The organism is Anabaena sp. CS-542/02 (assembly GCF_028331085.1).
In the GTDB taxonomy this organism is placed as follows: Bacteria; Cyanobacteriota; Cyanobacteriia; order Cyanobacteriales; family Nostocaceae; genus Anabaenopsis; species Anabaenopsis arnoldii.
Genome location: NZ_JAQMTM010000047.1, coordinates 1 through 13,970, shown reverse-complemented (window position 1 = coordinate 13,970; position 13,970 = coordinate 1). Strand labels below are relative to the sequence as shown.

16 protein-coding genes are annotated in these 13,970 nt (G+C 42.4%); 6 read left to right on the top strand and 10 right to left on the bottom strand.

Annotated elements, in window-relative coordinates; genetic code table 11:
- Positions 1-96 precede the first annotated feature (96 nt).
- The 3 genes from PN447_RS04630 (at position 97) to PN447_RS04620 (ending at position 1,748) form a co-directional block, all read left to right on the top strand.
- Entirely contained in the window at positions 97-372 is a 276-nt protein-coding gene (locus tag PN447_RS04630) for a hypothetical protein (RefSeq protein ID WP_271761195.1), read from the top strand.
- 165 nt (positions 373-537) lie between these two features.
- Positions 538-1,077, top strand: a complete 540-nt coding sequence (locus PN447_RS04625; RefSeq protein ID WP_271761193.1) for a general stress protein — start codon at positions 538-540, stop codon at positions 1,075-1,077.
- A 56-nt stretch (positions 1,078-1,133) separates the two neighbouring features.
- Positions 1,134-1,748 (top strand): DUF4142 domain-containing protein, encoded by a 615-nt coding sequence (locus PN447_RS04620; protein WP_271761191.1) that lies wholly within the window; start codon positions 1,134-1,136, stop codon positions 1,746-1,748.
- Positions 1,749-2,071: 323 nt separating this feature from the next.
- On the opposite strand, the gene PN447_RS04615 is transcribed toward PN447_RS04620, so the two are convergent.
- The 4 genes from PN447_RS04615 to PN447_RS04600 form a co-directional block, all read right to left on the bottom strand.
- Positions 2,072-2,851, bottom strand: a complete 780-nt coding sequence (locus PN447_RS04615; protein WP_271761190.1) for a photosystem II S4 domain protein — start codon at positions 2,849-2,851, stop codon at positions 2,072-2,074.
- Positions 2,852-2,915: 64 nt separating this feature from the next.
- Positions 2,916-3,419 carry a hypothetical protein gene (locus PN447_RS04610; protein ID WP_271761189.1) on the bottom strand — a complete coding sequence of 168 codons (504 nt, stop codon included), beginning with the start codon at positions 3,417-3,419 and terminating at the stop codon, positions 2,916-2,918.
- Positions 3,420-3,509: 90 nt separating this feature from the next.
- Positions 3,510-3,917, bottom strand: a complete 408-nt coding sequence (locus PN447_RS04605) for a hypothetical protein (protein ID WP_271761187.1) — start codon at positions 3,915-3,917, stop codon at positions 3,510-3,512.
- A gap of 86 nt (positions 3,918-4,003) precedes the next feature.
- A complete protein-coding gene (locus tag PN447_RS04600) occupies positions 4,004-5,455 on the bottom strand; it encodes an MFS transporter (RefSeq protein WP_271761185.1) in 1,452 nt (483 codons plus the stop codon).
- 71 nt (positions 5,456-5,526) lie between these two features.
- On the opposite strand from PN447_RS04600, the gene PN447_RS04595 reads away from it, so the two are divergent.
- Positions 5,527-6,054: a phosphoribosyltransferase gene (locus tag PN447_RS04595; protein WP_271761183.1), complete on the top strand. Its 528-nt coding sequence runs from the start codon at positions 5,527-5,529 to the stop codon at positions 6,052-6,054.
- 2 nt (positions 6,055-6,056) lie between these two features.
- On the opposite strand, the gene chrA is transcribed toward PN447_RS04595, so the two are convergent.
- Positions 6,057-7,292, bottom strand: a complete 1,236-nt coding sequence (gene chrA, locus PN447_RS04590) for a chromate efflux transporter (RefSeq protein WP_271761181.1) — start codon at positions 7,290-7,292, stop codon at positions 6,057-6,059.
- A gap of 30 nt (positions 7,293-7,322) precedes the next feature.
- Positions 7,323-8,240: an AEC family transporter gene (locus PN447_RS04585; protein WP_271761179.1), complete on the bottom strand. Its 918-nt coding sequence runs from the start codon at positions 8,238-8,240 to the stop codon at positions 7,323-7,325.
- 99 nt (positions 8,241-8,339) lie between these two features.
- On the opposite strand from PN447_RS04585, the gene PN447_RS04580 reads away from it, so the two are divergent.
- Complete coding sequence (locus PN447_RS04580; RefSeq protein WP_271761178.1) at positions 8,340-9,137, top strand: M15 family metallopeptidase; 798 nt, start codon at positions 8,340-8,342, stop codon at positions 9,135-9,137.
- Between the two features lie 15 nt (positions 9,138-9,152).
- Here the strand turns inward: PN447_RS04580 and PN447_RS04575 are convergent, their stop codons facing one another.
- The 3 genes from PN447_RS04575 to mrdA are packed head-to-tail and all read right to left on the bottom strand — an operon-like array spanning position 9,153 to position 11,335.
- A complete protein-coding gene (locus PN447_RS04575) occupies positions 9,153-9,368 on the bottom strand; it encodes an SGNH/GDSL hydrolase family protein (protein ID WP_271761176.1) in 216 nt (71 codons plus the stop codon).
- Between the two features lie 17 nt (positions 9,369-9,385).
- Positions 9,386-9,523, bottom strand: coding sequence for a hypothetical protein (locus tag PN447_RS04570; protein WP_271761174.1), 138 nt, complete (start codon positions 9,521-9,523; stop codon positions 9,386-9,388).
- A 15-nt stretch (positions 9,524-9,538) separates the two neighbouring features.
- The gene (gene mrdA / locus PN447_RS04565; RefSeq protein WP_271761172.1) at positions 9,539-11,335 is read right to left on the bottom strand and encodes a penicillin-binding protein 2; all 1,797 of its coding nucleotides are present in this window, start codon (positions 11,333-11,335) and stop codon (positions 9,539-9,541) included.
- Positions 11,336-11,857: 522 nt separating this feature from the next.
- Here mrdA and PN447_RS04560 point away from each other — a divergent pair.
- Positions 11,858-13,021 carry an ABC transporter ATP-binding protein gene (locus PN447_RS04560; protein WP_271761170.1) on the top strand — a complete coding sequence of 388 codons (1,164 nt, stop codon included), beginning with the start codon at positions 11,858-11,860 and terminating at the stop codon, positions 13,019-13,021.
- A 186-nt stretch (positions 13,022-13,207) separates the two neighbouring features.
- On the opposite strand, the gene PN447_RS04555 is transcribed toward PN447_RS04560, so the two are convergent.
- Entirely contained in the window at positions 13,208-13,720 is a 513-nt protein-coding gene (locus PN447_RS04555) for a universal stress protein (RefSeq protein WP_271761169.1), read from the bottom strand.
- Between the last annotated feature and the right edge of the window lie 250 nt (positions 13,721-13,970).

Here is a 13,970-nt window from a genome sequence, read left to right as displayed (position 1 = left end):
CCAACTAAAATTGAGAATACTGCGAGATTTTGTATTGATTTCATGGAATTACCGGGCTATTTAACAATTGTACTGCTGTAAACGCAGGAGATCCAAATGAAAGCAAACAAGAATGTAAGTTTCTTCAAAATGCTTCTTAACCTTGTGGGAGTAGCTGGTATCAGTGCTTTGGTCAGTGTTCCCGCATTTGCATTCACCAATTTAAACACATCTACAACTGGTACTTTACACTCGCAAGTACAACCACCAACAGATGATACTACCACTGAAACACCAGAAGAAAGACAAGAACGAGAAAGACGAGAACAAGAAGAAAGAGAAAGACAACAACAAGAACAACAACCACAAGAACCACAAGAACCACAAACTTAGGGAGTTTATCAGTCAGATTAAATGATTTACAGCCACAGAATATATTTTTTTGAGTTTTATAGTATATTCTGTGGCTTTTTGCAGTCCAATTATTTATCTACCTGACTTAAAGCAATTAAATCAATCTTGGGAACTTTAATTATCAGACTGAGAAATGGGGAAAATATGGTTAATCCAAATCATAAATATGCAGTGGGAGTATTTACCAAACATCAAGAAGTAGAAGCAGCAATCAATCAACTGAAAACATCTGGCTTCCCTATAGAGCAAGTTTCTATCATTGCTAAAGATGTAGAATCAGAAAAGCCCTTGGGTGAGGCGCAAGTCAGCGATCGCATTGGTGAGCAAAATGTTAATGTTACCAAGCCAGTGGGGGAAACACTGACCGCTACTACCTGGGGTAGTCTGTTAGTTGGTTTGAGTAGTTTGGCTATTCCCAGTTTAGGAGTGTTGTTAGCTGCTGGTTCCGTGGGTGTAGCCTTAATTGCTAGTATGGCGGGTGTAGCTGTGGGAGCAGTCGCAAATCAAAATTTAGTCCAGGCCTTAACTGATTTAGGTATACCGGAAAACAAAGCCAGAGTTTATAGCGATCGCCTGCAGCAGAGTGATTATTTACTCATCCTCAATGGCACAGATGAACAGATTCATAGTGCTGAAACCATTTTACAAAATCAAGGTATTAAAAATTGGGGTATATATAGTTAATTTTAGTTAATTCTTCTGATATCTCCTTACCAATTAACTATATTTATCAAGCTCATATGATGAATTTATTACCCGACAAGTCAGGAAAGAAAATTACTCATCTCATCGCAACTATGGGGTTTACTAGTGCGATCGCGATCACCGGATATGATCAGATTAATCAAGAAGCGCTCGCCCAAACAACACTGAGTAATTATATCACAGTAGAGGCTCAAACTGCACAGATCAGTCAAATGGACATGATGTATGTGCAAGAAGCATTTCAAGCGGGAATCGGAGAAATGGAACTAGCAAACCTAGCTTTGGAAACATCAAAAAACGAAAATATCAAACAATATGCTCAACAAATGATTCAAGACCACACACGTTTGAATCAGGAATTAATGCAATTAGCTCAACAAAAGGGAATGAATCCACCCACTAATATTAGTCCCAAATATCAAGCCTTAAAAACGCAACTATCAAAACTCTCTGGTATCAACTTCGACCAAGCATACATCAATGAAGCTGGCATTAATGGACACATGGAAAATTTAGTTATGCATACCCGTCAGATCCAACTAGGTCAAGATCCAGACCTACAAGCCTTTGCTGCTAAAAATTTCCCCATTCTAGAGACACACTTGCAATTAGTTGAGTTTATATTAATGTCTCCAGAAAATGTATTTTAAATCTGCTGTGGGGTGGTTAAGATCCCTGACTTCTCACATAATCAGAGATAATCTAGGATAATTTAGCTATAGCAGTAACCACAAGTGTTAGGACATTTCCCTGCTTGTTGTTCCCTGTTCCCTTAAAACCACAATTATGATGTCCTAACGTGTATGCGTAGTGCTATAGAAGTCTGGGATCTGTGTGACACCGAAGATCATGTATTTGATGATCTTGATAGGATGCGTCGCCATTATATATACCCCCTCCCCTGACAAGGGGAGGGGTTGGGGGTGGAGTCAAACCTAATTCGACCATCTACGCAGGGCGATCGCAGATTCATCTACATATATCTGGTTAATTGGACTCGATAACGCTCTTTTTTAGTTACAGCAATTTCCCCTACTTCTAAACGTCCCTTACCGCGAATAGCGATTAAGTCCCCTGACTTCACCTGAGAACTAGCTTGATTAACGTCTTTCCAATTAACGCGGACATCACCACTCTCAATAAAAGTCACCATTTTACTGCGGGACATCCCAAAACCAGCGGAGGCGATCGCATCTAATCGCAGGGAAGCTTCCACGCTAGTTAGTTCTTTCTTCTTAGGTTCCCTAACTTTTAACTCCGTGAGATCAATCACTTGAGTTTTCACCGGAACCGAGCGCACCTGTTGCAGATTCATTTGTAAAAATTCTGCCAACTCCGGGATAACAACTGCTTGGGCTCCCCGTTCTCCGAGTACAATAATATCCCCGGTTTTTTCCCGGACTATACCGGTTCCCAACATTGCGCCTAAAAAGTCCCGGTGAGTAGCGGTATCAAACAGAAAATTACCAGCAATTTCTAAAGCTACAAGGTCAACTTGAGATTGATCTAAAGGAAGTTCTGAGCGAGCGATCGCCATTCTTTGGCGTTCCGCTTGGGGATAACCTCCCCACCCTACTAATTGTACATCTGTTAACCGACTAAATACCCGGTTAATTTCTGCCAATTCTGGCGGTGACAAAAAATCAGTCAAAACCACTTCCCAAGTTTTAATAGCTTGTTCAGCCTGATCAATCACACGGGCGATAGTATCACGATTTTCTACACCCTTTAACAGTTCTTCTCTGGGTAACATGATGTCAATGGTAAAATTTATGGTAAGATTTCAAATCTTTTTGACAATTTTTCATGGTTAATTTCTAAGTCCCAGATGTATCAGCATACCCCTGGATATTTTCCGGGTCAAATTTCCGTAAAATCCTGGTTGCTTGGCGGCTAATAGCCTCAGACACCTGAGCCACAACTATGTATTTACCCATATCTAAACGATTACGGTAGGGTAAAGCATCACCACTGACGAGTAACCCAACACCACCACCGACAAACACGCTACCCATAGCGCCACCAACAGCGCCTAACAGTCCCCCAACGACGTGGTTACCAATTTCCCCGGCCCAAGCGAAAGTATCTAAACCTGTAATTAAACTAAAGGTAAAACCTGCAAAAAAACCGAATGGTATTAACCAGTATGACATCAGCCTAGCTTGCTTTTGCGCTTGGTCTTTCGGGTCAACCAAGCCAAACTCATCAGCGGTTTTATAACCCCTACCTAGAATAGTGCTTTGTATACCTTCTGCTTCTAGAGCTAAGTAAGCGGCTTCGGCTTGAATGCGGTCTGGTAATACAGCAATAAGGTAATTCATGGAAGCAATAATAATGGGTTGATAAAAGTTCTTATGTTCCTAATTATAGAGTATCAGTGCTGCCACAATTAAGCTCCTAAGTTGAGAGATTCAGGACATATTACCATTATTCCATTGTGGCGGGGCCGGTGTATCCATAGGGGCGCAAAAGTCCGTGACACCTTGCTTGAGAACATAGATCAGAACTGGTGTAGCCAAACTCTCAGGAAAACTGGGCATTTTTTTGAGACGTTCCATGATCCTGACCACAGAGCTACTTAACAAATCTTCTCGGTATTCCTGTTGACAAATTAGCGATCGCCATTTTCTGGCCATAGCATCCAACCACTCAGAGTTAGTGATTCCTGGTTCTTGTCCCGCTCGGATAGCCAAGCTCATCGCTGCATCTTCTAAGTCTCCATCACAATCTTCAATCAAGTCTAGAGCTTCCATCGCACTGGAATCATCAGCTAACTGAGAACGAAATAGGGCAATTTCTTGGGATGTAACTTTAGTCATAGAATATTGAAAATGATTTAAAATCCAAATATAGCAATATTCAGCTATAATAGTTGATTTTTTCTTCCTTACCAACCCTAATCAATTTATCTGCTGCTCTTTTCCCGACGCCCTTGCAAATTCATCATCATCTGTGCGTAAATCTCCCGATTGATTGGGTAAAAATATATAAGAAACAAGCCACAAATCAAGAAAATCGTTGGTAGTGGACCCACAGCGAACCGGATGGCTAATAATGCTGAGTCTGGTTGTATAGGTAGGGTGGTTTCTCCCGGTATAGCTGCTTGAAAACCAGATGCTTCTAAAGCGTTACCCACTAAAAATATTCCCAGAGCTAAACCTAATTTTTGCAGTAACACCATAAAGCCATAAAAAATACCTTCTCGGCGTTGTCCTGTTTGGAGTTCATCTAACTCAATCACATCTGGAATTAGTGACCAGGGAATCAGATAAGCTGTGGACACCCCACAACCAGCCATGACGGCCATAAAATACATTAAACCTACCTGTCCCGGTTGTAAAAAGAATAAACCCCCTGCGGCTAATATCCATAAACTCATACCTAAAAAATAAACTACTTTTCTGCCGATTTTTTTACTCAAACCACCCCACACAAATAACATGAGTAAAGCTGTTCCCTGGACTGCGATCATGGTGGTGGGAATATCAGAGTCTTTCAGACCCATATAGTTGACGACGAAATAAGGTATAGTGGTGGCTGTGATTTGTACTGCTAGCCAAGAACAAAGATAAATCCCAATCACAAACAGATAGGGTCGATTGCTAAAGACGATTTTCAGTTGTGTTAAGAAGGGTATAGATACAGGTTGTTGTCCTTGGTGGTGTTTATTTTCAAAAGCTAAGACGCGGTGACGGACTCCAAAAGCACATACATATAAACCGGAAACGGAAATTACCGCACAAACCGCGGCTAAAATCAAGTATTGTTGTTCGCGATCGCTAATAGTAGAAAAAATAATTTGAGCTAGGAGCAAAGAGAAAATACTACCACCAATAGAGAAACCGAAGCGAAAGCTATTCAAGGTAGTACGTTCATCATAATCTTGAGTCAGTTCCGGGGTCATTGCCGCATAAGGCAAACCAACAACGGTAAAAAATACTTGGGATATTAACCCGATAATAACATAATACCAAAATAAAGGCGAAATATTAGTAGTGGGGTCTGTGGTAAAACGTGGTACAATCCACTGTAATAAAAAAATTATGCCAAAGGGAATAGCCCCATAGACTAGCCAAGGGAGACGACGACCCCAGCGACGGGATTTAGTCCTGTCTGACAACACACCGATCATGGGATCGTTGATGGCATCCCAAACTTTACCAATCATTAAAATACTACCAGCTAAACCGGGGGGAATCCCAGCAACATTGGTGAAAAAAACCAGGAGAAAAAATATAGAAATATTACCAGTAACTGCTGTCCCTAAATCTCCAGCGCCATAAGCTAGCTTAGTTTTGAGATCCAGCTTTTGATTTTCGGGGTTAATTGGGGCGGATTCATCAACACAATCATTCATGCTCATACTAAAATATAAAATTTATACTTGATTTATACTTGCTTCAGTATCACCTAAACATCACTGCATTTATGCCAGACCTTTACATTTCTTGGTCAGATTATCACCAAAAAATTGAACACCTAGCAGCCCAAATTTATCAATCAGGTTGGGAGTTTAACCAAATTGTTTGTCTTGCTAGGGGGGGACTACGAGTGGGAGATATCATTTCCCGGATATATCAGCAACCTTTGGCAATTTTAGCCACATCATCTTACAGTGGTTCTGGGAAGCAGGAAAGGGGTAATTTAACTGTGGCTCGCCATATAACGATGACCACAGAGAAATTAGGTTCCCATATTCTCCTAGTTGATGACTTGGTAGATTCGGGAATTACCCTTGAGCAAACTATACCTTGGCTGAGAGAAACTAGTAATTTTCATGTTGTGGAAATTCGCACGGCTGTAATTTGGTATAAAGCCTGTTCTAGTTTCCAACCTGATTATTATGTTGATTATCTGGCCGATAACCCCTGGATTCATCAACCTTTTGAACATTATGAGCATATCAGACCTGCGGCAATAAACAGTAAAATTACTCAAATTGCCGCTAATTTTTAGTATTAAATTATAGACCCAGCCATCAAGCCCAGGACTGCACCAGTAGAGACTAATTGCCATGTGGGACGGCGGAAGCGGACTAGGGCAATTAAAGCTAAAATGGCGACTATCAACGCGAAGAGGGCGCGAACCCAGGTATCTTGAATTATAGCTGTTTTTGCCAGGGGAATGGCTGCAGCGGAGATCGCTCCTAGAACTGCTGGAGTTACCCCGCGCAAAAAGCTCCGAATCCAGGGGTTTTGACGAATGCGAACTAACAGGGGTGCAGCCCCCATAATGAATAGAAAGGAAGGGGTAAAAATTGCCACACAAGAGATTAAAGCGCCCAAAGCCCCAGCCACCTTATAACCAATGAATGCGGCGGTAATGACCACAGGACCGGGAGTAAATTCGCCAATAGCAACACCGTCAATAAATTCCCTGGGGGTTAACCAATGAAATTGATTAACTACTTCTAACTCCAGGAGGGGGATGATGACTAACCCACCGCCAAAGATGAAACTACCCACCTTCAAGAAGAATATTGTTAGGGTTAAATAATACTCTTGAATCCGTTCTAGTCCCCAAAAACTCGACAAAGTTAGGGTCTTACTAGTTACCATTGCCATGGTGTGCGGTAACATCTGCATCAGGGGTACAAGGGGAACTAGCCAAATAGTGGAAGCGGGTGGGTAAATAACTAACCCTACCATCCCCGCTAACAAGAATTGCCACAATACATTGATGGGAAATAGTAAAGTAACCACAAAAACCGTGATGGCGATCGCCATACCTTGATAATCAGTAATAGCTCGTTTGGCTAACTTCCAGCAAAAGCCGAAAATAATTGCAATTACCACTGGGGTAATTCCCAGAAACAAATTTTCAATCTGTGGTATACCCTGAAACCGAAAATAAGCCCAAGACAGAATCAGGACAATGACAAAAGCCGGGAAAATAAAACAAATCCCCGCCACCAAAGCCCCCAAAATTCCCCCCCGCAGGTATCCCGTATAAATTCCCATCTGGGTAGAAGCAGGACCTGGTAACATTTCACAAACCGCGACCCCGGCTAAAAATTCCTCCTCGGTAAACCAACCCCGCAGCACCACAGCATCATCATGGATCATAGCAATATGAGCTTGGGGACCACCAAAGCCAGTCAAACCGAGCTTGAGAAACAATTGAGCTAGTTCTAGCAACCTAGCCGATAAACTAGGCTGTGTGTCTATAGATTTATGATTACTTTCTTGATTCATGTCTGGTTAATTAGTATGAGCAGATATCAATCAAAACAGCCACAGCCAAATGGGGATAGTAACTAGTAGTAGTATACACCCCACCGCTAAAGAAGTCACCGCCAGATCACGGTCAAGATTAAAAGTTTCCGCAATTATTAATGTGGCAAATGCTGGAGGCATAGCCATTTGTAGTAAAATTACCTGTGCAGCTTTACCAGTCACCCCCCACAGTGATAATGTGCTACCAATCACCAAGGGAACAATTAACATTTTAATAGTTAAGCTGATAGCCGCCTCTGGTAGTCTGTGCCAAGAATTGAGGCGAGATAGCCTCATGCCAATTAACACTAAAGTTAAACTAACTACAATCCAACCTAAGATTTCCAGGCTATATTCAAAAACGACAGGGAGGGTAACTTGGCGAAATAGCAAGCCCAAGGGGAAACTCCACAGAGCAGGATTCACGACAATTGACTGGGTAATTTGCCCGTAATTCCTGATATTACCGCCAAAATGAGATGCTAATACTATACCAAAGCCATAGGCCCCAAAAAGTGATCCCAACATATCGTAAAATAAAGCCCAGGCAAAGTATTCCTGACCTAATAATGCAAGAGTGATGGGGAAACCCAGGTAACCTGTGTTACCAACCATCGCAGCTAGGAGTAAACTACCTTGAGTTGATTTGTGGTGGATGTTTTTGGTCAAATAGGCTTGACCTTTCATCGCCCACCAAGCCAAAAATGCCCCTAAAAAAACGGCTAAGTGGGCGATAACCGGAGCAATCCAAATCTGTCCGGATAGGTCGGCTTTGCGGAGAAAAGCAATAATACTTATGGGTACTCCTACCCAAAATAGCCCTTGACCGACACGAGTGGGAACCGTATGAGGTAGTTTGCGTCCCAGGATAAAACCTACTAGGACTAATCCCACAAGTTTCAAGTATAGTTCTAGGAGGTTAGCCAAAATTGCACCCTGGAATAATAGATATGAATGGTACTGAAGATGTTTATCTCCCCAGTCTACAATTTTTGATAAATATTGCACAAAAACAGGAGATGTCTCTTGAATAAAGCCCGGTTTTCTAAACAAGCCCATCAGTTATCAGGCGACCCTAGTGAAGATATTCCCGTGGCTTTACGGGATGTCCCTGAGACTACAGCCCAACCGCCTGTGCAAAATCTAGTTTTGGTGATGGGGGGACTCGCAGGTTTTATTCTAGTGGGTTTAATTTCTGGTTTGTGGTTCTTTGTCATCTCACCCAGGGCTGATGTTGATTCCTCATCACCTCAGAATGTAGATGCACAACCTAGAAATTCTGTCAATAGTCAAGATAATGTCGATACCCTCTTAGGTCATTTGACATACCCAGAAGCGCCGCAGTCAGAACTGTTACCAATTACTGCCGATGGGCGGATTAGGTTGCGCACAGCAGCGGCTCAAAGGTATCTGGCTATGGCCCAAGCTGCGCGACGTGAGGGTGTAATTTTAGTGCCAATTTCTGGGTTCCGCTCCGTGGAAGAGCAGGAACAGTTATTTTTTGCTATTGGTGCTAGGCGTAATCAAACCCCAGCCCAAAGGGCGGCTTTGAGTGCGCCCCCTGGACATAGTGAACATCATACAGGCTATGCTGTGGATATAGGTGATGGCGCCGCACCAGCTACTAATCTCCAAACCAACTTTGAAAATACCAGGGCTTTTCGCTGGTTAGAAGCCAATGCAGCCCGTTTTGGGTTTGAACTGTCCTTTGGAGAAAATAATCCCCAAGGTGTCAGTTATGAACCTTGGCACTGGCGTTTTGTGGGCGATCGCCATAGTCTAGAATTATTCTACAAAGCCAGAAATTTAAACCCCAAACCATGACGGGTCAGCATTTTCTCATGTCGCCCCATAGCCAATTAAACAACCAGCAAAGATACCCTCATCGACTTGATTTATGAAGGTTTCAGCAATTACTTGATGACCTTTAGTGGTGGGATGAATGTCATCCCAAAAGAAATATTCATCAGGAGACACTGGATTAATTACGCCACTTAGGGGAGTGGTGAAATCGGTAAACCCGTAATCATTTTGACCATTACTCAGTTCTTGCACCGCATCAAACTTATCTACTAAAAATAAATTAAATAGGGTGCTAAGTTATCTAATGTTTGCCTTAAAGTCATGTTAAAACTCTGAGTAATGGCTGTAGCCCCTATAGCGTCAGGAGTATTGTAGTCAAGACTCAAGTCTTGACTACGAGCCAACATTATTTAGCCCCATTTTTAATACTTACCAGGATACTTGCGTTTAAAGTAGTCTTCGAGAATTTCTAAAACCATCGGACCTGCAAGACTACCACCACCACCGCCAGAATGTTCAGTAAAAGCAACGATAACGATTTCCGGTTGATCTGCGGGAGCGTAAGCACCAAACCAAGCGTGATTTTTTTTCACCCGATTTTGCCATGCTTCAGCTGTACCGGTTTTACCAGCGACTGGGGGTAATGTAGGCTTGTTTAAAACTTGACCAGTACCGTGAGTAATCACCTTCCTTAATCCATCATGGAGAATTTTAATTGTTGTCGGCTTCATTTTGATAAGTTTTCGCCAGTTTGCAGCTGGTTGATTATCTTTGAGTAAATGGGGCTGGACTCGGTAGCCACCATTAGCCGGAACTGCAAACATGACCGCAACTTGTAAAGGACTACTTAATAAAGCACCTTGGCCGATTGACATATTCACAGTATCCCCCACAGTCCAAGGCATATTTCGATGCTTGCGTTTCCATTCGTCATCCGGAACTAAACCCCTGGTTTCTTCGGCAGCAAAATCAAAGCCAGTTTTTTCACCAAATCCAAATTTACGAGTCCATTCAATTAAAGTTGGTCCACCCACTGCTTGAGCAATTTGGTAAAAGAAAGTATCACTACTCCACTGCATTGCACCCACAAAACCTAAAGGACCGAATCCGGCGTGGTTCCATTCACCAAATCTGATCCCACCAATAGTTAGAGAACCGTAGGTTTGGAGTATCGTTTTGGGAGAAAATTCCCCCGATTCCAATCCTGCGGCTGTAGTGACAATTTTGAAGGTACTGGCGGGAGGAAAAGCACTCAGAGCGCGATTCACTAAAGGATGGTTGGCACCTTGGACAGATTCCCAGTCTTTTTGCGAAAGTTTTTGTTTAGAGAAGATATTGGGGTCAAAGGTGGGGCGAGATACCATCGCTAAGACCTCGCCATTGTTAGGATCAATTGCTACAATTGCACCATTATAGTTGCCTAATGCTTTGTTTGCCGCTATTTGCAGATTTAAATCTATAGTTAAATTTAAATCACTACCCGACTTTGCCGCTTTTTCTCCCAACACTCGAACCGGACGACCAGCCCGGTCTACTTCTACTTGCTGACCGCCCCATTCACCCCGCAGAGTATTTTCGTAAACCTTTTCAGCCCCCATCTGACCAATGACATCTCCCAATCGATAGCCTAACTCCCGCTTCCGTTGTAGCTGTTCGGCAGTTAATTCTCGCGTATAGCCCAGGACATGGGCTAATTCCTGACCATGAGGGTAGTAGCGAACCGCTTCCGTATGTATTTCTACGCCTTTGAGTTCTTTGTGATACTCTTTGAGGCCAGTTAGTTGGGCTTCATTCAGATCACGAGCAATGGGAATTAGTGAAGAAGAGTTTGGCCCAGCCTCTTGTAATTTTTTTTCGATTTCTTCCTTGGGGATATCCAGAATTTTCTCTAGACGTGAACCGACAACAGACCAACCAGATTTTTTGTGGGCCATTGGCCACAAGTATACAGAACGAGGATAACGAGTACTAGCCAAAATTTCGCCGTTTCGGTCAAAAATATTACCCCTTACTGGTTGTTTGGGAATGATCCGCACCCGGTTAGCTTCTGCTCTAGTTCGATGGTTTGTTCCTTCAACAATTTGTAAGTTTGCTAACCGCACACCTATTATACCTGTCATTAAGAGGGTGAATGCAATTAAAAATATGGGCTGAAAATCTCGTCCAACCGTACGTGTATTATTTTTTAGGGGGAGTCGGGATGGCTGCAATAAAGTCATAACACCCAGTTTCAATAGTCTACATTAACTGACACATTAACACTCTCCAGTCTCAAGACACCACATCAACTACATGGCGATCGCCTCTACAAGCATGGTGAAAAACCCAAGGGATGGAAACCTTCAGGTCAAAGGGTAAAACGCGGATTGTACAAAACTTCTACCGGGATACTGGTAAACGCTGACTGTAATGGTGCTGCAAATATCTTAACAAAAGTAGCCGCACAGCTAGGTGTTAGCCTAGCCAAGTTGGGTAGGGGAGCTTTGACACTCCCAAGACGAGTTGATTTATTTAAGGTATTAAGTAAATCATATCGTAAATGTTGCGTAGCAACATCAGTTTATAATCCCCTGTGTTTCAACCAGGGGAGATGTCAATTCTACCCGCTTTTCAGTCCCTGTCTTGGGTGTAACAACAATCAGTGCAAAGATAGCATAAGTGCTATTTTTCATAGCATCTTGTCAGATAACCCAGCCCTAAAGGCACCGGGAGTCTCAAATCAGTGCATTCTACCAGGGATTATGGCTCAAACTCTCACCCACAATCATGATCAAATCACAAAATTTCAGCCGTTGGACGTTGAACTGCGTTATGTGTTCAAGTTTTTTAACCAGGAACCAGCAGTCGATGGGGTCGATTTGGATATTAAACAGGGAGAATTCTTAACTATTGTCGGTGCTTCTGGCTGTGGTAAGACAACCATACTACGCTTAATAGCTGGGTTGGAGATGACTGATGCTGGTAAGGTGTTCATTCACGGACACCAGATGACTAATGTCCCTGCTTATCGCCGACCCGTAAATACTGTTTTTCAAAGCTATGCTTTGTTTCACCATATGAATGTATGGGATAATGTCGCTTTTGGATTGCGTGTTCACAAAAAACTCCCCAAATCAGAAATCGCAACCAGGGTTCAAGAGGCTTTAATGTTGGTCAAAATCGCAGATTTGCGATCGCGCTTTCCTGGTCAACTCTCTACTGCTCAACAGCAACGGGTAGCTTTAGCCAGAGCTATAGTCAATCGCCCCACTGTTTTACTTCTAGATGAACCTTTGAGAGCTTTAGACTTGAAGCTACGTCAGGAGATGCAGTTGGAACTGTGGAATTTACATAAACATTTAGGACTGACCATGATCATGGTGACACAAGATCAGCAACAGGCTATGTCCTTAAGCGATCGCATCGCCGTCATGAATCAAGGTAAAATTGAGCAAGTTGGTACTCCACAAGAAATTTACGAACATCCCCAAACCCCCTTTGTTGCTGATTTTATTGGGGATAATAATTTATTTAGTGGTGAAATCATTTATGTAGATTCCTCATCAATACAAGTTGAGACCACAACGGGACTGAAAATTACGGTTGACCGCACAGAAAAAACACCAAGTCAATTATCACAAACCGTAGTGGTGAGCGTCCGTCCCGAAAAAATCCAACTTTCCCTTTATCGTCCGAGTATATTAACTAACTGTTTTGCAGGACGGCTGAATCAGGTTATGTATTTAGGAACCCACCTTGGTTATGTTGTGGATTTGCAAAATGGTATCAGTATCAATATTTTCCAGCCAAATACTTTTGGCACTTTACCAGAGCGTGACACACCTATTTATGCTTGGTGGATGAAAAGTGACTGTATAGCTTTCAGGAATTGCACTAATGTCCGTGGAGGTTTGAGGAAGTCTTAGCTAACAGTCCGTAAGAAATCTGGAATTTTGGCGGTTGCTGAGTTATGGATCATGGTTGGTAATTTTGGCTTTTATATTCAAACTCAGCAGCCCCAATGACTTTGCTTACAGGTATTGTCAGGTAAATCAATCACATTTTTAAGTCTAACGCCAACACCCAAAGGATATCAAACTTTATGTAAATATCTATACATGTCCTGGTATTTTTATGTTACTAGGAATACGTCCCTGTACAATCAACATTGAGCAAGGAGCATGATGTAGTGCATAATTACTGGCACTACCTAGCAAAAACTCACTGATGCCAGTACGACCGCGACGACCAACTATAATTAAGTCGGCAGGCCAATTACGAGCTACTTCACAAATTATCCTACCAGCATCACCGAGATTTTGGGTAAACCCTGCTTTTACACCGGCATTAATTGCTCTATCACTGAGCGATCGCAACCAGTCTAATCTCTGTTTTTTTAGTTCTTCCCACTCCCGCATATAACTCTCAATAGGTGCAGTTTGCACAGATGGATATATGGTATCTGGTTGTGTAAATACAGGGCTGAGATAGGGGTCTTCTAATGGGGATAGTACGTGTAACAACATGAGTTCCGCATCAGACGCTTTTGCTAAAAATACACCTTGTTCAAAGACATATTGACTCGTTTCTGATTGATCCACAGCTACCAAGATTTTCTGATACATACTTCACATTCCTGACTATAATTAACTCATCCTAATTGTAGTTCCCTAAGAGGATGTTTGGAAAGTCATGATTACTGTATCAACTATTGTTTGACCCCTCCCTCTCCTTGCAAGGGTAGGTTTTTAATATGATCTGTGAAGGCAAGACCACCGAAGACAAGGAAGGAAAGTGGACAAGGAAGATTTTATACGGACAATGGTCTTTTAAGGGGCTATTTTTCTTACTAAGAATACAGACTTTGTACTGTTT